19 protein-coding genes are annotated in these 19,951 nt (G+C 46.9%); 17 read left to right on the plus strand and 2 right to left on the minus strand.

What is annotated here, in order from left to right:
- Positions 1-18: 18 nt before the first annotated feature.
- From ACZLMD_RS07785 to ACZLMD_RS07855, 15 genes are all read left to right on the plus strand, one after another.
- Positions 19-258: a DUF896 domain-containing protein gene (locus tag ACZLMD_RS07785; protein ID WP_022306216.1), complete on the plus strand. Its 240-nt coding sequence runs from the start codon at positions 19-21 to the stop codon at positions 256-258.
- Positions 255-824 carry a 5-formyltetrahydrofolate cyclo-ligase gene (locus tag ACZLMD_RS07790; protein ID WP_484104762.1) on the plus strand — a complete coding sequence of 190 codons (570 nt, stop codon included), beginning with the start codon at positions 255-257 and terminating at the stop codon, positions 822-824. Before ACZLMD_RS07785 ends, ACZLMD_RS07790 begins: the two co-directional genes overlap by 4 nt.
- 165 nt (positions 825-989) lie before the next feature.
- A complete protein-coding gene (locus ACZLMD_RS07795) occupies positions 990-2,330 on the plus strand; it encodes a S1C family serine protease (protein WP_489495508.1) in 1,341 nt (446 codons plus the stop codon).
- A 160-nt stretch (positions 2,331-2,490) separates the two neighbouring features.
- The gene (locus ACZLMD_RS07800) at positions 2,491-3,498 is read left to right on the plus strand and encodes an ABC transporter substrate-binding protein (RefSeq protein ID WP_118560554.1); all 1,008 of its coding nucleotides are present in this window, start codon (positions 2,491-2,493) and stop codon (positions 3,496-3,498) included.
- A gap of 110 nt (positions 3,499-3,608) precedes the next feature.
- On the plus strand, positions 3,609-4,214 hold the full coding sequence (locus ACZLMD_RS07805; RefSeq protein WP_118560552.1) for a DUF1836 domain-containing protein: 606 nt from the start codon (positions 3,609-3,611) through the stop codon (positions 4,212-4,214).
- Positions 4,215-4,419: 205 nt separating this feature from the next.
- On the plus strand, positions 4,420-4,761 hold the full coding sequence (locus tag ACZLMD_RS07810) for a YabP/YqfC family sporulation protein (protein ID WP_482523200.1): 342 nt from the start codon (positions 4,420-4,422) through the stop codon (positions 4,759-4,761).
- 42 nt (positions 4,762-4,803) lie between these two features.
- Positions 4,804-5,997 carry a sporulation protein YqfD gene (locus tag ACZLMD_RS07815; RefSeq protein WP_482523201.1) on the plus strand — a complete coding sequence of 398 codons (1,194 nt, stop codon included), beginning with the start codon at positions 4,804-4,806 and terminating at the stop codon, positions 5,995-5,997.
- Positions 5,998-6,042: 45 nt separating this feature from the next.
- The gene (locus tag ACZLMD_RS07820) at positions 6,043-7,056 is read left to right on the plus strand and encodes a PhoH family protein (protein WP_022306209.1); all 1,014 of its coding nucleotides are present in this window, start codon (positions 6,043-6,045) and stop codon (positions 7,054-7,056) included.
- Complete coding sequence (locus ACZLMD_RS07825; RefSeq protein ID WP_118560546.1) at positions 7,040-8,230, plus strand: HD domain-containing protein; 1,191 nt, start codon at positions 7,040-7,042, stop codon at positions 8,228-8,230. The genes ACZLMD_RS07820 and ACZLMD_RS07825 overlap by 17 nt, the downstream gene beginning before the upstream one ends.
- A 32-nt stretch (positions 8,231-8,262) precedes the next feature.
- Complete coding sequence (ybeY, locus tag ACZLMD_RS07830; RefSeq protein ID WP_482522682.1) at positions 8,263-8,769, plus strand: rRNA maturation RNase YbeY; 507 nt, start codon at positions 8,263-8,265, stop codon at positions 8,767-8,769.
- A 72-nt stretch (positions 8,770-8,841) separates the two neighbouring features.
- On the plus strand, positions 8,842-10,503 hold the full coding sequence (locus ACZLMD_RS07835; protein ID WP_455057490.1) for a putative polysaccharide biosynthesis protein: 1,662 nt from the start codon (positions 8,842-8,844) through the stop codon (positions 10,501-10,503).
- A 46-nt stretch (positions 10,504-10,549) separates the two neighbouring features.
- Complete coding sequence (locus ACZLMD_RS07840; protein WP_489495509.1) at positions 10,550-13,762, plus strand: SNF2 helicase associated domain-containing protein; 3,213 nt, start codon at positions 10,550-10,552, stop codon at positions 13,760-13,762.
- 202 nt (positions 13,763-13,964) lie between these two features.
- On the plus strand, positions 13,965-14,309 hold the full coding sequence (gene rplS, locus ACZLMD_RS07845) for a 50S ribosomal protein L19 (RefSeq protein WP_118560538.1): 345 nt from the start codon (positions 13,965-13,967) through the stop codon (positions 14,307-14,309).
- A 198-nt stretch (positions 14,310-14,507) separates the two neighbouring features.
- Positions 14,508-15,215, plus strand: a complete 708-nt coding sequence (locus tag ACZLMD_RS07850) for an acyl-[acyl-carrier-protein] thioesterase (RefSeq protein ID WP_482523204.1) — start codon at positions 14,508-14,510, stop codon at positions 15,213-15,215.
- A 102-nt stretch (positions 15,216-15,317) separates the two neighbouring features.
- Positions 15,318-16,391 (plus strand): hypothetical protein, encoded by a 1,074-nt coding sequence (locus ACZLMD_RS07855; RefSeq protein WP_455057494.1) that lies wholly within the window; start codon positions 15,318-15,320, stop codon positions 16,389-16,391.
- Positions 16,392-16,582: 191 nt separating this feature from the next.
- Here ACZLMD_RS07855 and ACZLMD_RS07860 read toward each other — a convergent pair whose 3' ends face one another.
- Positions 16,583-18,181, minus strand: coding sequence for a peptide chain release factor 3 (locus ACZLMD_RS07860; RefSeq protein WP_022305025.1), 1,599 nt, complete (start codon positions 18,179-18,181; stop codon positions 16,583-16,585).
- Positions 18,182-18,660: 479 nt separating this feature from the next.
- Here ACZLMD_RS07860 and ACZLMD_RS07865 point away from each other — a divergent pair, with 479 nt between their 5' ends.
- Both ACZLMD_RS07865 and ACZLMD_RS07870 read left to right on the plus strand, forming a co-directional pair.
- The gene (locus tag ACZLMD_RS07865) at positions 18,661-19,341 is read left to right on the plus strand and encodes a DUF6619 domain-containing protein (RefSeq protein ID WP_489495510.1); all 681 of its coding nucleotides are present in this window, start codon (positions 18,661-18,663) and stop codon (positions 19,339-19,341) included.
- 91 nt (positions 19,342-19,432) lie between these two features.
- On the plus strand, positions 19,433-19,738 hold the full coding sequence (locus ACZLMD_RS07870; RefSeq protein WP_489495511.1) for a DUF3847 domain-containing protein: 306 nt from the start codon (positions 19,433-19,435) through the stop codon (positions 19,736-19,738).
- On the opposite strand, the gene ACZLMD_RS07875 is transcribed toward ACZLMD_RS07870, so the two are convergent.
- Positions 19,691-19,951, minus strand: a 261-nt coding sequence (locus tag ACZLMD_RS07875) for a PAS domain-containing protein (RefSeq protein WP_489495512.1), incomplete at its 5' end; no start/stop codon positions are given. The genes ACZLMD_RS07870 and ACZLMD_RS07875 overlap by 48 nt on opposite strands.

Here is a 19,951-nt window from a genome sequence, read left to right on the forward strand (position 1 = left end):
GGAGGAAATAGAGATACTATGGACGAAAAGGGAATTCAGAGAATCAATGAACTGGCACACAAGGCAAAGGCAGAGGGGCTGACTGCGGCAGAGAAGGCAGAACAGAAGAAGCTTCGTATGAAGTTTCTTGCAGATATCCGTGCCAATGTCAGATCACAGCTGAATAATATTTCCGTGATCGAAAAGGACGGAAGCATTACAGATCTGGGTGAAACGATCGGAAAGAAGAAGCCGATCCGCATGGAGGATGCGGAATGACAAAGGAGGAAGCCAGAAAGCAGATGAGCAGAATGCGCCGGGATATGACGCCTCAGGAAAGAAGCCGGCAGAATGAAAGCATTCGAAGACAGATCCTTGCAGATCCGGTCTGGAAGGAGGTTTCGTGGTTTTATCCGTTTGTATCCTATGGAACAGAGGTGGATACGACCGGGCTCATCCGGGAGGTGCTTGCGCATCCGGTGCAGGGAAGACGCATCAATGTGGCAGTACCGCGGGTCAACGGGAAGGATATGGAGTTTTATCAGATCCGTTCCATGGAGGAGCTGTGTCCCGGTTATCAGGGCATTTTGGAACCGGCACTGCATTGTCCGCCGGTAGAAGCGAAAGAAGGTCTGATGCTTCTGCCGGGGCTTGCTTTTGACCGGAAAGGACACCGTGTCGGCTATGGCGGCGGATATTATGATCGATATCTGGCAAAATACCGGACGGAAAAGCTTCATCGGTATGCTGTGGCATACGACTTCCAGATCGTTGACAACATCGAGAGTGAGGCTCACGATATCGCACCTGACAGGATCATCACTTCACAGAACAAACACAATTAAAACATCTTTTCTTCATAATCACATCACAAATGAAACATAAATCGCTGTTAGAATAAAGCCATAAGATGATGCAAGGGGTAAATGCAGACAGCAATCCGTGGCATCAGCAAGGGAACATTACACATAAGATAGTTTGAGAGAAGAGGAATGAAGGGAGCGATTGTGATGAGAAAACAGGATTTAGGAAAGGTAGCAACATATGCTGTTGTATTTGGACTGGTAGGCGGCATTACATTTGAGGGCGTTAATTATACGGCAGGTCGTCTGACCGGCAATGCAGCGGTAGAGAGCACAGCATCTCCGGCAAGCAAGCTAAAGACGACATCGACCTCTGCATCGGGCAGTGACGAGACATCAGGAACCGTTTCGGGTGTGGCTGCTAACGTACTTCCGTCGATCGTAGCGATCGATGTAACCGTACAGGAGCAGACACAGGATGTTTTCGGCAGAACCTATTCACAGGAGGGTTCCGGAAGCGGTTCCGGTATCATTGTGGCGCAGGATGATAACAATCTTTACATCGCAACGAACAACCATGTTGTGAAGGATGCAACAAGCGTATCGGTTAAGTTTAACGACGACAGTGTTTACACCGCAAGTGTAAAGGGAACCGATACGGATTCGGATCTGGCAGTTGTTGAGATCCCGATGAAGGATCTGTCTTCCGATACAAAGAATAATATCAAGGTTGCAACGCTTGGTGATTCCACAAAGGTAAAGATCGGTGAGCAGTCTATCGCGATCGGTAATGCACTCGGCTATGGTACTTCTGTAACGGTTGGCTACATCAGTGCCGTAGACAGAGAGGTTGCTTCTGAGGATGTGAACATGAAGCTTCTGCAGACAGATGCAGCGATCAATCCCGGTAACAGCGGTGGTGCTCTTGTTGATGATGAGGGCAAGGTGATCGGTATCAACTCTTCAAAATATTCAGACACCTCCGTAGAGGGTATGGGCTTTGCCATTCCAATCTCAACAGCAATTCCGATCATCAATGATATTATTGATGCACAGCAGGTATCTGAGGATGAACAGGCATATCTTGGCATTAAAGGAACCGATGTGTCCAGCGAGCTTTCCCAGTATTATAATATGCCGGAGGGTATCTATGTAGGCAAGGTCACACAGGATTCTCCTGCCGGAAAAGCAGGGATCAAGACCGGTGATGTGATCGTGAAATTTAACGGTACAGAGACAACAACGATGGATGGACTGAAGGATCGTCTGGGGCGCTGTAAAGCAGGTGACACGGTCGAGGTAGTCGTAAAGAGAGCCGACAACGGTGATTACAAAGAGGTTACCGTGAAGGTGAAGCTTGGCAAGAAGTCTGATTCGACGGATGAAGACAGCAGTGACAGCAGCCAGAGCAATGATCAGAGTGGTTCCCAGAGCAGTGGCGGCAATAATTCCCAGAATGGAAATAACAGCCGGAACGGATCTCAGGACAATGACAACAGCCAGAGTGGAAATGGATATAGTAACTGGTGGGGGTCGTTCTTTAACTAGAACGGACCGGTTGATTCACGGCAGACTGCTGCACCCACAGTATTGGTAAGCTGCCAAATCACAACATTAAGTTTCCTGCATACCATATTTATAAATTGTTTGTGCAAAAGAGGACATCGAAGGAGGTGTCCTCTTTTTCGTACAGAAAGGGCAGGTATTTATGAAACGTATCTGGAAAAAGGCACTCTGTGTCGGTATGACAGCAGTTATGACTGCGGGGACATTGTCGGGCTGTGGCAAGCAGGAAAAAGAGCTGACAACAATACGGCTCAATGAAGTGGCACACTCTATCTTTTATGCGCCACAGTATGTGGCAATTGAGAAGGGATACTTTGAGGATGAGGGGATTGCACTTGAGCTTACAAACGGCATGGGAGCGGATAATGTAATGACAGCGGTTGTGTCGGGAGAGGCGGACATAGGCTTTATGGGATCAGAGTCCTCCATCTATGTTTATCAGGAGGGGGCAAAGGATTATATTGTGAATTTTGCACAGCTTACCAACCGTGCCGGTAATTTTCTGGTTGCAAAATCAGCAGATGACTCGTTTGAATGGGAAAAGCTGAAAGGAAAAACGGTGCTTGGCGGCAGGGACGGAGGTATGCCGGAAATGATCTTTGAGTATGTTCTGAAGAAAAACGGCATTGATCCAAAGAAGGATTTAACCATTGTCAAAAACATTGACTTTGGTCTGACTGCGCAGGCATATGCATCCGGACAGGGAGATTATACGGTTGAGTTTGAGCCGTTTGCGGCATCTCTGGAGGCAGACAAAAAGGGCGTTGTCGTTGCATCATTAGGTGAAGCGAGCGGCGATGTGCCATACACGGCATATTCCGCCAAGAAAAGCTATATGAAGGAGCACAAAAAAGAGCTTCTCGCCTTCACAAGAGCAGTGCAGAAGGGGATGGACTTTGTGCAGAGCCACACTCCGGAGGAGATTGCAAAGGTGATCGCACCACAGTTTCCGGAAACGGATGAAAAGGCGCTTGTCACTGTCGTAAAACGTTATTATGATCAGGGAACCTGGAAGGAAAATCTGGTCTTTGAGAAAGCAAGTTTTGAGCTTCTGCAGGATATCTTACAGGATGCCGGTGTGTTGAAGAACCGTCTTTCCTACGATGACCTTGTAGATACGGCGCTGGCAAAGGAAGCTGCCGGAAAATAAGAAACATGCACAAACATGCACAAAAACAGGTCAGTCTTGCCAGAAAGCCGCAAATGCGTTATAATAACAGGTACGAAAAAAATGTGTAAAAGAACAGGAATGAGAGTATTATGCAGAAAAAATACACAAACGAGATTCTGAATCTTCTCCGGAGCATGCAGAATATCGACTATATTACCCCGGATGAGATACCTCAGATCGATCTGTATATGGATCAGGTAACAACGTTTATGGATGAACATCTGCGTTCCTCCAAGCGTTTTGAGGAGGATAAGATACTCACGAAGACGATGATCAATAATTATACCAAGAATAATCTGCTGCCGCCGCCGGTCAAGAAGAAATACTCCAGTGAGCATATGCTGATGTTGATCTATATTTATTATCTTAAGAACTTTTTGTCGATCAACGATATTCAGAGTATATTAAATCCGCTGTCTGACCGCTTTTTCGGGAGCACGGACGGACTTTCATTGAGTGACATCTACAAAGAGATCGTTGATCTGGAGCAGGAGAATATCAATTCCCAGGTCAGAGACATCATACGCAAGCTGAAGAAGTCCGGTGAGGCTTTTGAGGATGTGGAGGATCCGGAGGACAAAAAGCTTCTGACTACATTTGCATTTATCTGCATGCTAAGCTTTGATGTATGGGTGAAGAAATCGGTCATTGAGAATATCATCGACGATACGCTCGGCAGTAAGAAAGAGAAATAGGTATGAAAGCCATGTGGCGGGTTTGAAGGCGCTGCATCGGTTTTATAATGTGTTGTTTTATATGGATCTATCAAAACATCGGAAGGTGCCAGTCACTTTCCGGTGTTTTTTTGCATATAGTAGTAAGAAGGAATCTGGTACAGCGAAGTGTCATAAACGGACATAAAACGCTACGCTTCGCGATACCGGAGAATGGAGCAGACACATGGAACGAAAATACCGTGTCAGACCGGTGAAGCATAAGCATGAAAAAAGAATGAAAGCAACTCCTTCCGGGCAGGATCCGGTGATATCCCGTAAGCTGTCAGGAGTGATGCGGCTGCCGGAGGACATTCTGGTGAAGGCTCCGGTCGTAACGAGCTATGGCAGATACCGGGTATGTATTGAAAATTACCGCAGTATATTAGAATATCAGGAAGAACAGATCCGGATCCAGACAAAGACCGGAAAGATACGCATCGCCGGAAAGTGTCTGGGAATTGCGTATTACCGGGAGGAATGCATGTGTGTTGTGGGTGAGATCCATTCCATAGAATATCAGTCGTGACAGGGAACATGCCGCAGACGATTCATAAATGGAGGAACAGAGATGATACATAGAATAATGACATGGTGTGCCGGGTATGTCTTAGTACGTCTGCCGGGAGCACAGGCAGAGCGTTTCGTCAATATCTGCCGGGCAAAGGGGATTGTCTGGTGGGGACTTCGGTGGCAGCAGGATCAGCGGATGGTGTATGGATATCTTCGCAGAAGCGATTACTATAAGCTTCGTCCGATCGCTGCCAAGACGGGGGTATTTCCGCTGGTGCGGGAAAGGATCGGCGGCTATTTCTGGCTGCGAAGAGGAATGGCGCGGGCAAGCTTCTGGTGCGGTATTTTGTGCTTTCTGGGAATCCTGTTTTTCATGTCCGGACGGATCTGGGGGATCGAGGTGTCCGGTCAGTCCTACCACACGAGGGAGAGTATCCTTAAATATCTGGAGTCGGAGAATGTCTACGGAGGAATGTCCGGCAGCGGGATTTCCTGCGGGGAGCTTGAGACAAAGCTTCGAAAGAAATATCCGGATGTTGGCTGGGTATCGGTAGAAAAATCAGGGAGCAAACTTTATGTGCGGCTCGATGAGGTGCTTCTGCAGAAAAAGAAAACGAACAAAACACCGAAAAGTCTTGTGGCACAGGAGGATGGAACCGTGCTCAGTATTGTGACAAGAACAGGTACGGCAAAGGTCAGGGCGGGAGATACGGTCAGGAAGGGACAGAAGCTGATCTCCGAGAAGGTAAAGATCATCGGTGACAACGAGGAGGTTGTGCAGAATCGTCACGTCAGGGCTGCGGGCACAGTCGTAGTGCAGTCGGTGCAGCATTATGAGGATGAGCTGCCGGTTCCGTATCGGAAACAGAAGCTGACCGGAAAACAGCGGGCTTTATATCAGATTTGCGTCGGAAATCATAATCTTTTTGTATATAACCCGTTAAAAAGTTTGGAAAGTTACGAAAAGTATGATATAATCCGAGAAGGTGGGCGACTATGCCCTTTTCTGTCATGCCGTTTTCCGGTATTTGTCTGGAAAAAGACATTCCGTGAGGTATGTGCAGAGAACGGACGTTATTCGCCGGAGGAGGCAGCCGGGATACTGCAGGATCGGTTTGATTATTATCGGTTACAGATGAGAGACAATGGCTGCTATGATCTGGAAGGAGAGCTTTCGGTGAAGGAGCGTAATGGGAGCTTCTACGGAACAGCTACGATCATTTATTCCAGAAAGCAGACGCAGTATCGATAGAGAGGCGACCCCATGGATTATCAGTATTTGGAGGAATTATAGTACATGTCGATTATGGAGACAGTTATAGAGATACCTGCCGAACATGAGAAAAACATATTTGGCAGCTTTGACGCTTACATCAAAAAGATCGAGAGAAACTTAAATGTAACGATGGTTGCCAGAGACGGCAGCTTAAAGCTGGTGGGAGAGGCAGCAAGCGTAAAGACGGCAGAGAGCATTCTGATGCAGCTTCTGGAGCTTTCCCGCAGGGGCAATACGATCACGGAGCAGAATGTGGATTATGCTCTGGCACTTTCCATGGAGCATCGTGAATCAGAGCTGGTGGAGATCGATTCGGACATTGTCTGCCGGACGATCCAGGGAAAGCCGATCAAGCCAAAGACGACCGGACAGAAGAAATACGTGGACCAGATCCGCAAGAAAATGATCGTGTTTGGCGTGGGACCGGCGGGAACCGGAAAGACATATCTTGCGATGGCAATGGCGATCGAGGCATTTAAACGTGATGAGGTCAGCCGCATTATTCTGACAAGACCGGCGATCGAGGCGGGAGAAAAACTCGGATTTCTGCCGGGTGATCTGCAGAGCAAGGTGGATCCTTATCTGCGTCCGCTCTATGATGCACTGCATCAGATCATGGGAGTGGACAGCTATCTGCGCAATGTGGAAAAGGGGCTTATTGAGGTAGCTCCGTTAGCATATATGAGAGGACGTACGCTGGATAACTCATTTATCATTCTGGATGAGGCACAGAATACGACACCGGCACAGATGAAGATGTTTCTGACACGAATCGGATTTGGCTCCAAGGTAGTTGTGACCGGAGACCAGACGCAGAAGGATCTTCCGTCCGGAACGGCTTCCGGACTGGATCAGGCGATCAATGTCCTGAAGAACGTGGAGGATATCGGATTTTCTTTCCTGGATAATAAGGATGTTGTCCGTCATCCGCTGGTACAGCAGATCGTCAGTGCGTATGACGATTATGAGAAGAAGCAGGCACGCAGAGAAGCAAGAAAGAAGGAGCAGGGGGCACGGCATGGAAAGGAAAAATGAATCGAAAATGTTTTCCGCAGTGATGTATCTGTCACTGGTACTTGGAGCGTTGATATGCGCCGGGATTAATCGAATGAGCATTCCGGGGATGATGGTTCAGGTGTGCTACAGCCTGATCCTCGGTGTTGTATTTATGACACTTCTGCATGCCGGACAGGACATGCTTTGGCAGCAGATTCCGGAGAAGTTGATCTATCTTTTTTCCTTTTCGGTGGCACTGTGTCTGATCGGTGTCGCCTCCCGTTATCATGTGGGAATGTTTATACTTCTGCCACTTGCAGTTGTGAGTCGGCTCGACAAGCTTGAGATCAAGGTGGTGACGTTTGGGACACTTATGATGACTTATTTGTGCAACGCGGCGTTTGTCAATAATGATCTTGGACAGATGGTATATTATCTGATCATGGCGGTTGCATTTCTGATGATCGTGTCTATGCTGCAGAGCAGGGAGGAACTGCCATATGCTGCAGTAATCCTGACAGCACTCTGCCTTGCGCTGTTTGTGATCCGCTGTCGTTTTCAGGGCAGTGAGATGTTCATGCAGAGATATTATCTGATCCTGGAGCTTGGAAGTCTGGTATTTCTGGCACTGTTTTGTGCGATCTTACAGCTTTTTACCGTACATGAGCCGGAGGAGGAAGTGCAGGAGGCACCGGCACAGGAGCTCGATATGATGGCATATCTGCAGGATGATTTTCCGCTGATCCGTAAGCTGAAGGAGAACGATGCACTGTACCGTCATTCCTGTGAGATCAGCAGGCTTTCCGAGATGGCAGCGAAGGAGATGGGATTTAAAGATGGTCTTGCGGCAGCTGGAGGAATGTTTCATGAGGCGGGACGCCTTTTAGTGCCGGATAACTATATGGAGGGCAATGATGCGCTGGCGCAGACCTATGGATTCTCGGAGGAGTTAGTGGCAGTGATCCGTCAGCATAATACAGGAAGTGAGATCCCGAAGAGTCCGGAAGCAGCCATTGTAATGCTCAGTGATTGTATTTTATCAACGGGTGAGTATCTTCAGGAAAACGGCAAACGCAGTGCGATTACAGATGAAAAGCTTGTTATGAGTATTTTTGCCAATCGGATGGAAAAGGGAAGTCTGGCGCAGGCAGGACTGACACAGGAGCAGATAGAACGGCTGAGAACATTTTATGTTGCGCATGCGTTTGAATAGAGAGACAGATTTAGGGAGGAATTTGATCAATTATGACAATTTGTTTTGAGAATGAAACAGATCAGGAACTGGATTTTGATTATGAGAATATTTTGGAAAAGGTGATCCGGCAGGCGGCAGACCAGGAGAAATGCCCCTATGAGTTTGAGGTCAATGTAACATTTACCGACAACGATTCGATCCGTGAGATCAACCGGGAGTTTCGGGAGCTTGACGTTCCGACGGATGTTCTTTCTTTTCCGATGGTGGATTATCCGGCACCGGCAGACTTTTCGGAACTGGAGGAGGAAAATGCTTCGGCAGAGTATTTCCACCCGGAAACGGGAGAACTGATCCTCGGAGATATTGTGATCTCTGTGGAACGCGCCAGAATGCAGGCTGAGGAGTATGGACATTCTCTGAAGAGAGAGATCTGTTTTCTGACGGCGCACAGCATGCTTCATCTGTTCGGCTATGACCATATCGAGGATGAGGAGCGGGTGGAGATGGAACAGCGTCAGGAGCAGATCCTTCAGGCACTCGGTATCATACGCGAGTAGACAAAGATTTAATATACAGGAAAATACCTGCGGTTCCGGTGCCACAGGAGTTGGAAAGGCTTGGTTATCACAATGGAAACAACAAATAAAAAACTGACCGCTGCCGGCGGTTTCTTAAAACAGGGAAGTATTTTGGCTGTGGCATCGATCCTGGTGCGAATGATTGGTCTGTTGTATCGTATTCCCATGGCGAATATTATCGGTCCGGAGGGAAACGGTATTTATTCGTCTGCATACGAGATCTACAATATTCTGCTGATCATATCCTCTTACGGTATGCCGATGGCAGTCTCCAAGATGGTATCTGCCAAGTGTGTCGAGAAGAGGTATAAGGAAGCATATCATATTTTTCGTTGTTCCATGATATTTTCGCTCTGTACCGGTGGTGCGGCAGCACTGTTTGTATTCTTCGGTGCAGACTGGCTCGAGAAGAATTTCTTTAAGAGCTTTTACGGAATTGCGATCCCGCTTCGGATTCTGGCACCGACTATATTTGTAGTGGCTATTATGGGTACACTCCGTGGTTTGTTCCAGGGAAGAAAGACGATGATGCCGACAGCGATCTCCCAGATCTTTGAGCAGATCGTAAATGCGATCGTCAGTGTGTCTGCGGCATTCTTTATGATGCGTGCGCACAGCGCTTCCGCAAAATTCTCCGCATGGGGAGCAGCCGGCGGTACACTCGGTACCAGCATGGGCGCGTTGATGGCACTGATCTTTCTGGTATTTGTATATCTGATCTACCGTCCGGTCATGAAGAAGCAGCAGAGAAGAGATCATGTTTCCGAAGCAATGTCTGTGGGAGAGACCTACAAGCTGATCCTTTGGACTGCCATCCCGATCATTCTGAGCCAGACGGTATATCAGCTCAGCGGTATCATTGATGTATCCCTGATCAACTGGGTATTGCCAACGAGAGGTATTACCGGTACACAGATCAGTACATGGCAGGGAATCTACAGCACACAGTACAGAACGCTTGTGAGTGTGCCGATCGCCGTATCGACCGCCATTGCATCTTCGATGGTGCCAAGCCTTGTAGCGTCTTATATTGGCAAGGATAAGTATGCGGTACACCGCAAGGTCAATCTTGCTGTGAAGTTTAATATGATCATTGCATTTCCATCGGCTGTCGGTATGGCAGTGCTTGCCGTGCCGATCATTCATTCCATTTATCCGTCCATGGATTATAAGATGGGTTCCATGATGATGATCATCGGTTCCAGCTGTATTATTTTCTATGCACTGTCAACCGTGACAAGCGGTGTGTTACAGAGTATCGACCAGATGCGCCTGCCGGTATGGCATTCCCTGATTTCTCTGATCGTGCATGTGATCCTGGTATGGTTTCTGATGCGCTTTACCGGACTTGGTGTATATGCCCTTGTCATCGGTAACGTCACATATCCATTGTTAGTATGTGTGTTAAACGGCTATTCCGTCAGCGTACATCTCGGCTTCAAGCAGGAGGTTACGAAATGCTTTTGCGTACCGTTTCTGGCATCGGCTGCTATGGGGGTTATCACCTTCCTGGTATTTAAGCTGTTCCATCTGCTGACACGAAGCAATATCATTTCCCTGCTGCCGGCACTGATCGCAGCGGTATGTGTTTATTTTGTACTGATCCTGAAAATGAAGGGACTTACCAGAGATGAATTATATGAATTTCCGTTTGGAAGGAAGATGTCTGTTGTTGCAGATAAACTGCATCTGCTGGCAGACGAAGAAGCGTAACCGTTGATCAAAGACAGTTTGATTGAAAGAAAAGAGGTTTCGTAAAATGCAGAGAATCACACGAGAGGCAATTCGCCGCATGGCATCCTCAGAAACGGTATATTACCGCGGAATGCGTTATTATGTAGCGCATGCGGTAAGTGATGTGACCTGGAATGAGAACAATGGTCAGTATCGAAGTGTGGTACATGGAGGAAACCAGTATGTCGTGACGATACAGGTGTCTGAAGATGGAGAGTGGCTTTATACCTGCAACTGTCCGTCGCATGTTAAGCAAAAGGGAGCCTGTAAGCATGTTGTGGCAACACTTTTATTTATTGCGGATTACCAGCAGCGGGAGAACGTAAAGGAGCATCTGGATACCAGGGATAAAACTGCTTATCAGATTATTGAATATTTCCAGAAAAGAGAATTTCGCAGACTCAGTCCGACCTATTATCATCTGGGACTCCGTATTACGATCCCGTCGCTTTTAAGGAAGCAGAATGCCAAGGCATATTTAAGCCTGTACGCCGGCTCCGAGAAAATGTATAAGGTGACAAACACCAAGAAGTTTATCGCGGATTATTACGAGGAGAAGGACATTCGTCTTGGAAAGCAGTTTTACTTTATTCCGGGAGAATGTGCCTTTGATGAGGCGTCCGCTAATGTGATGTCCTATCTGACCGAGATTTACGAGATTCAGGAGACGCTCGGTAAGACTTATTATTCCAATCTGTTCAGCAGACAGGAGATGGTCTTATCACAGAATATGCTGGTGAAGCTTCTGCATCTGGCAAAGGGACTGGAATGCCAGCTGAGTTTGTTTGGCAAAGACGCAGGGACTGCGCAGATCGTGGAAGGACGCCCGGAGATTTCTCTCGACATGAAGATGGATGAGGAAGGATTGACGCTTGCCCAGGAGGGTGAGGATAAGCTGTATGCGCTGTCAGAGGACGGTTCGATCCTTTATTACCGGAAAGACATTTATCTGCCGGAGCGGGATTATATCTGCAATCTTCTGCCGTTTTATTCCAGTCTGTTCCGGTCGCAGGAGGGACAGATCGATTTCCGCGGCGAAAACAAAAAGCGTTTTATCGAGAAGGTTTTGCCGGTCATTAAAAAGTCCATGCAGGTACAGGTGCCGGAACAGCTTCGGGAAAGCTATATTGTAGAGGCACTGCAGCCGGAGCTCTATCTTGATATCAGCCAGATGCGCAAGAAGTATTACGTTTCTGCAAGGCTGGAGTTTTGCTACGGGAAGTATCATGTGAATCCGTTGCAGGAGGAGTTTACGTCAGACGATATCATTCTTGTCCGTGACAAGGAGGAAGAGGAGCGGCTGATCAGCATTCTTTACGGACTGAATTTTCAGGTGCAGGGAGACTGCTTTTTACTGAAAAATGAAAACGATATTTTTGAACTGATGACAGAACGGATCAGCGAGCTGACCGATCATTTTAAGGTATTTTATTCCAAAGAATATAAAAGCCACGGCATTCGCAAAATGGGAACGATGTCCGCCAATATCCGGCTGGATACGGATATTAATCTGTTAGAGATCGATCTTGGCTATGCGCAGATCCCGCAGGAGGAGCTGGAGGCATTCTTCCGCTCGGTTCAGTTGAAACGGAAGTATTTCAGGTTAAAGGACGGCTCCTTTATTGATCTGACAAGAGAGGATCCGCAGCTTCATTCGTTGCGCTGGATGTTGGATAACGATCAGGAATACTCCGGCAGCAAGTTGAAGTTTCATAAGAGTACGGCAATGTTTTTAGAGAAGATGCTGCCGCGGGGAAGCCGTCTGCAGAGACAGGAGGCTTATGAAAGACTTTTGCAGGATCTGAAGCATCCGGAGCAGGCAAGCTGGGAGATACCGGAGACCGTGACGGCTTCTCTGCGGCCGTATCAGGTGGTGGGATATCAGTGGCTTAAGACGCTGGCGCACTATGGCATGGGAGGAATCCTTGCAGACGATATGGGTCTTGGTAAGACACTGCAGGCAATCGTCTATATCTGCTCCTTCCCGGGACAAAAGACGCTGATCGTCTGTCCGACATCGTTAGCCTATAACTGGCAGGATGAGTTTCAGAAGTTTGCACCGTCGATCCGTACCTGCATTGTGCAGGGAACGCCGGAGGAGAGAGAGGAACTCATTGCCGGACGGCAGGGCGATTACGATGTGTGGATCACAACATATCCGCTGATACGGAAGGACACCAAAAGCTACCAGCAGCAAAAGTATGATCACATTTTTCTGGATGAGGCGCAATTTATCAAGAATCCGTCCTCTCTGGGCGCAAAGGCAGTCAAGAGCATTCCGGCAGACAACCGGTTTGCACTGACCGGTACGCCGATCGAGAATGCACTTTCCGAACTGTGGTCGATCTTTGATTTTATTATGCCGGGCTTTTTTATGAAGTATTCAAGGTTTGCCGATGCCTATGAAAAACCGATTTTAAAGGAGCACGACCAGAATAAGATGAAGGAGCTTCGGACCAGGATACAGCCGTTTGTCCTGCGTCGTATGAAGAAGGAAGTCTTAAAGGAGCTGCCGGATAAGATTGAGACAAAGCGTATGGCAGAGATGACAGCAAAACAGAAAAAGATATATCTGTCGTATCTGTCAAGGATTCAGGAGGAGATGAAGGGCGTCGGCACCTTTGAGGCTGCAGGTGGCAGAATGCAGGTTCTTGCGGCGTTGACGAGACTGCGTCAGATCTGCTGTCATCCGGGTACCTTCATTGAAAACTATCATGGTGGCAGCGGCAAGCTGGATCTTCTGCTGGAGCAGCTTCCAGACATCCTCAACGGCGGTCACAGCGTGATCATCTTTTCGCAGTTCACCTCGATGCTCAATATCATTGCGCAGGAGCTTACCAAGCAGGGAATCGCGTATCATTATCTGGCAGGTGCCACGAAGCCGGAGCAGCGCAAGGAATACGTCAAAAGCTTTAACCAGGGAAGGGTCAAGGTATTTTTGATCTCTCTCAAGGCGGGAGGAACCGGACTGAACTTAACCGGTGCAGACACCGTGATCCACTTTGATCCATGGTGGAATCCGGCGGTGGAAGAGCAGGCGACAGACCGTGCATACCGGATTGGTCAGAAGAAGAAGGTACAGGTGATCAAACTGATTATGAAGGATTCGATCGAAGAAAAGATCGATGCCCTGCAGACCCGCAAGAAGCTTTTATCCGAAAATGTAATCGAGGCGGGTGAGGTATTTGTAAACCAGCTTACGATGGAAGAGCTGATGGAGCTGTTTCAGATAGAATAACAGTAATCGGTGTCATGGCTGCTGCAAAGAGGACGGATTCCCTAAGTGGCGATTCATTTTTCTATTTATTTTTAAAATTAGGGGTTGTCTTGGCGGAAATGTTATGATATGATAGTGTGGTTGTGAGTAGAGATATTCCTCTGTTACGGTTGCGGACAGCACATAAGTATTAAGAATGTCGAAAATAAAAGGAGGTCACATCATGAACGATATTATTAAGGCAATTGAAGACGAGCAGTTGAAGGAAGTTGCAGATTTCCGTGTCGGAGATACTGTAAAGGTTTATGCAAAGGTTATCGAGGGTAGCCGTGAGCGTATTCAGGTTTACGAGGGAACAGTTCTGAAGAGACAGAACGGTGGTGCCAGAGAGACATTCACAGTTAGAAAGTTCTCTAACGGTGTAGGTGTTGAGAAGACTTGGCCGCTTCATTCCCCAATTATCGACAAGATCGAGGTTGTACGAAAAGGTAAGGCAAGACGTGCTAAACTGTTTTATCTTCGTGACAGAGTAGGTAAGGCTGCAAAGGTAAAAGAGCTTGTAAAATAATTATTATGATGCAAGGGTCAAATGACCTTTTGTACCTAATATCATTATTATTCTTGCAGCAGAAAGGAGTTTCCGTTTTCAATGGAAGCTCCTTTTTTCGTGATATAGGAAAATGTTCGTAATGTAGTGTGACGCAAGGAAATGCTTGTTTTGTCATTTTTGGGCGTTATGATCCTTGTTATGGGAAAGGAGAAAAGAATGTATTCATTTGATAGCAGAGTAAGATACAGTGAGCTGGCGGAGAACGGTAAATTAAGCCCGGACGGGATTGTCAATTATCTGCAGGACTGCACCTGTTTCGAGTCAGAGGAATTAGGTGTCGGAATGGATACCGTTTACGGCAGACAGAAAATGTGGGTGTTGAATTTCTGGCAGATCGTGATCGACCGTTATCCGGATATGGGCGAGCATATTAAGATCGCGACACAGGCATGCGGCAGCGAGAAGATGTTTGGCTATCGTAACTTTCTGATCTATGGCGAGGACGGCAAGGCTGCGGTTCAGGCATATTCTATCTGGACGCTGTTAGACCGGGTAAAGATGCGTCCCTGCATGGTAAGTCCGGAAGATATTGATCTGTATGGCATCGCAGATCCGCTTCCGTTGGAAAAGGTCTCTCGGAAGATTCCGGTTCCAAAGGAGGGCGGGCAGGAACAGAAGGCATTTGTGGTACAGGAGTATCATCTGGATACGAATCACCACGTCAATAACGGGCAATATGTCCGTATGGCGACCGCATATCTGCCGGAAACGTTTGTGATCCGTGAGCTGCGTGTGGAGTATCGTAGTCAGGCGATGCTTGGAGATACGATCCGGCCAGTGCGTTATGAGATGCCGGACGGCTATCTGGTTGCACTGCAGGATTCTGCGGGGAAAGCATATTGTGTTGTCCGATTTATGGGATAGAACTGCGGTTGTGAAGAGTTTGTGAAAAACGCCGGAAACCTTGAGTTTTGGCGGGTGGTATGCTAGTATTAGTTAGAGAACGATTAAGAGGAGGACGAAATTATGTGGTGTCCAAAGTGTAAGACAGAGTACAGAGACGGGATCACCGTCTGTGCAGATTGCGGAACCGAGCTTGTAGAAGGAACGGCAGCCGATTTTGAAACGGTTGATATCTGCAATCTCAAGGACGAGCAGATGGCAGACCGTTTTGTGGAGTATCTGGAATATTCCAAGGTAAAGGGTGCTCTGAAAAAGTACGATGAGGAGACAGACAGCTATAAAGTGACTGTCCCGGAGAAGATGGCGAAAAAGGCGGAGCGTCTTTTTGAGGGTTTTCTGACCGCTGTGGAGGAGGATATCGAGCAGCAGAAGGAAGAAGCACGCAGACAGGAGCTTGAGAAGAAAACTGCTGATGAGGACGCAGATGCAGATGCTTCCGATGAGACAGAGGATGACAGTGAAGAGGAAAAAGTTCTTGCAGGGAGTGATTCAGAGGATGAGGAAGAGACTTCAGAGCCGGAAGAGTATGACTGGGATGCAGAGGATGAAGCATCTGATCCGAATTACAATCCGTTTGCAGAGGACAATGAGGAGCTGAAGCTGGGAGAAGATGATGACGAGGAGGATACAGCCAGAGATCTTTTATACGAGTCCACTAAAGAGTATGTGACCAAAGAGGATGCGTACAAAGATATGTTATTCTCCGGTCTGACATTTATTATCTTCGGTATTATCGGAGAAGCATACCTGCTGTTATGTAAGCTGGATATCATTCCAATCAAGTATAATGTTGTAGTCCTTTGGGGACTTGCACTGATGTTTTTACTGTTTTTGATCGGCGGTATTGTTTCTGTTGTAAAGTCTGCAAGAATTAAGACAGAGATTCCGATCGAAAAGGAAAAGACAGAAAAGATCCTTGCATGGATGAGCGAGAACCTGACAAAGGAGATCGCTGAGAAGTGGACCAATCCGGAGGTATCTCAGGCAGAGAATGATCTGGTGGTTATGGCACATATCCGCAGCAATCTGGTGAAGCAGTATCCGGAGGAGGATCCGGCATACCTGGATATGATCAGTGAGCAGTATTTCACCGATCATATCCAGCCTGACGAGGAAGAGACAGAGGAAGAGGTCTAAGATCCGGATATAGAAAGAAGAACGAAGAGAGTGTTCGAAAGGACGCTCTCTTTTTTGTGGTATAGGAAAATTCTCGTTGGCATAACACTACGTTACAAGCATTTTCTAAGATATTAAAAGTGCCGAACCATAGGTTAAAACCTGTGACTCAGCACTTTTTGTTATCGGTATTTACGGACAGGTGAACCGGATCAGTTCTTTTTAAATTCCAGAAGCTCCAGTCCTTCGTTATCTTCGAGAACCATGCGGATCATCCAGTCATTGACAAAGAGGAGCAGTGGGTTGCCCTTCATATCCTTGACTGCCTTGACATTGTTCATACGTTTCAGCTTCGTGACATCCGTGGTCGGATCGCCCACCCAGCGGATATATTCATACGGCAGGGACTCCAGACGGATCTCACAGCCGTATTCGTTTTCCAGACGGTACTTCAATACATCGAACTGAAGTACACCGACAACGCCTACGATAATCTCGGACATTCCGGCTGTAAATTCCTGAAAGATCTGAATAGCACCCTCCTGTGCAATCTGGGTGATTCCCTTGACGAACTGCTTTCGTTTCATGGAATTAAGCTGAACTACACGACAGAAATGCTCCGGAGCGAAGGTTGGGATTCCTTCATACTCAAACTTGCTGCCCGGCATTGTGATCGTGTCGCCGATGGAGAAAATGCCCGGGTCAAAGACTCCGATCACATCTCCGGCATATGCCTCTGAAATTACCTGACGATCCTGTGCCATGATCTGCTGTGGCTGGGAGAGCTTCAGCTTACGTTTGCTCTGTACATGATACACATCCTTATCGGCCTCAAATTTACCGGAACAGATTCGCATAAATGCAATTCGGTCGCGGTGAGCCTTATTCATGTTTGCCTGAATCTTAAAGACAAACGCAGAAAACGGAGAGGTAACCGGATCGATGTCGCCCTCGTTGGAGTGGCGTGGCAGAGGTGGTGTTGTCATCTGCAAAAAGTAATTCAGAAAGGTTTCTACACCGAAGGTGGTCAGTGCGGAACCGAAAAATACAGGAGAAAGTTCGCCGTTCTGAACCTGCTTAAGATCCAGCGGATCGCTGGCACCGTCTAACAGTTCGATCTCTTCCAGAAGCTGATCGTACAGATCATCCCCGGCAAGCTCCCTGAGTGCCGGATCGTCAATGGAGTAATCGGTCTCAGCGGCTGCCTTGGCACCACCGGTTGCTACAGACTGGAAGGAGCGGACGGTTTTGGCATCGCGGTCGTAAATTCCCTTAAAACGTTTACCGGAACCGATCGGCCAGTTGACCGGACAGGTGCGGATACCGAGTACGGTTTCAATATCATCCAGAAGCTCAAACGAATCCTTGGCGTCGCGGTCCATTTTGTTGATAAAGGTAAAGATTGGAATGTGACGCATTACACAAACCTTAAACAGCTTGATCGTTTGTGCCTCCACACCCTTGGAAGCATCGATCACCATTACGGCGGAATCCGCAGCCATCAGTGTACGGTAGGTATCCTCGGAAAAGTCCTGATGTCCCGGTGTATCCAGAATATTGATGCAATAATCGTTATAATTAAACTGCAGAACGGAAGAAGTAACGGAGATACCACGTTCCTTCTCAATCTCCATCCAGTCAGATACGGCATATTTGGAATTTGCCTTTCCCTTTACAGAACCGGCGGTATTGATCGCCCCTCCGTATAACAGAAACTTCTCCGTCAATGTCGTTTTACCGGCATCCGGGTGGGAGATGATCGCAAAGGTTCTTCGTTTCTCAATCTGTTTTCTTAAATCATTTTCTGACATGTTGATCCTCCGATATATTCTAATAATATGATGCAAGGGTTAAAGGCAGATAGCAATGTACGTTTACATATAAATTGCTATCCGGTGGCCAGACATCATGTACTGCAATTAAAAGTGTCCAAACAGTACGATTATACGATATATTGATGGCTGTTTCAAGGGGGAAAGTAGGCATGGAGGCATCTTTCCGGAAAAGCAAGGTGTGAAAAATTAAATTTCCATAGAAAATGCGATTGACACCTGCGAGGCGTGCATTATATAATTCAGGTCACATAAAAGAGATGCAGGTAAATATAAACGGAATCTCCATGGAAATGATGAAAAATCTTGACCTTCTCAAAAATGAGAATATAATTAAAACAGAGAATGGCAAAGGAGAAGCAGCAAAATGAAGTCAGAAATTGCAGAAGTTTTTATGAATCCCGTTCGCCAGAGAATTATTCAATATTTACTGGTGCATGAGAAGGGGGCGGTAATCTATGAAACATAACAACATTATAATCATGTCTGCATTAGCACTTGTGATTAGTTTAACCGGGTGCGGAAATACAAATAAGCTTTCCGAATATGACATGACCGGAATTAGCTTTATAGAATATACTGACATAGATACAGTATGCGAAGATAAAGAACTGATAACTGCTGGAAGCAATTTGCTATCTGACCAAGAGGACAATTTGCTCCTCTCCTATGTAGTAGATAGCGCTATTGAACTTTCTGCCGAGCTGGGAGATTATGACCATTTGGTGTTTACAAATCCCAAATGGATTGAAAACTTTGGCGATTCTGGCAAATTAAAACCCATAGAATATAGCAGCTTATCAAAAAGTATGCAAGAGTTTTTAGACAGTCAAATGCCGATATTGACAAACGACGGAAGTGTATTGCCAGAAGGAACAGGGTTATACGAATACGAAGGTGGCGGTCTGCTTGCATTTCCTGTAAATGTAACTCTTGGATCAGCGAAGCCAATAGAAGCAAAAAATCCTCTGGTTATACTAATAGACAATCCGGCAGAAATACTGAAAGCTGATTCTTGTTTGTTGCCCTTGACCTCAAGTGGAAACGTGTTGTTTTTGGATAGCGATAATTTACAACAAGCTTTTGAAAATAGTGAGCTTAAAGATTACGGAGATATTCAAAAGTTTAATGAAAAATAACATTTTACAATTACATAACCAATCCGAGAGGACAGTCGAGAAAATCGATTGTCCTTTTTCTATGCCTATGAGCAGAAAGGAGCGACCACCCATGACAAAGCCAAGAGAGAAAACCCGCGAGGAGATGCAAGCCGAGATTGAGGGGGGAAAGAAGAAAATCCGGCAGTTTGAAAATCGGGAAAAGATGTTGCGTCAGAAGCTATTCAAAGAGGAACGCAGAACGCGCAGCCACCGCTTTATCGTCCGGGGCGCAGTCTTTGAAAGTATTGTGCCAGAAGCAAAGGGCATGACTAACGAGGAATCTGCCACCTTTCTCCGGCTTGCATTAACGAGGGCAATCTGCTTTTTTCTACTTCTCCACCAGCTCCAGGCGGTCTCCATAGTGCCTCTGCAGTGACTTTAAGTCCATAATCATCACATAAAATACTCTGCCATTGTGCACTGAATCCACTATCCTGCCATGGTCGAGCACTGAAATATATTTACCGTCTGCTTTTTGCATATGAAAGAAAATATAATCATTTGAGTGTCCTCCGTTAATCTGCGACCATATGCTTTTTTGACAGCTTTCCTGTTCATCCGGGCGTATCAGATTGCAGAAGCTCTTACC

This window comes from Jutongia sp. (assembly GCF_057878315.1).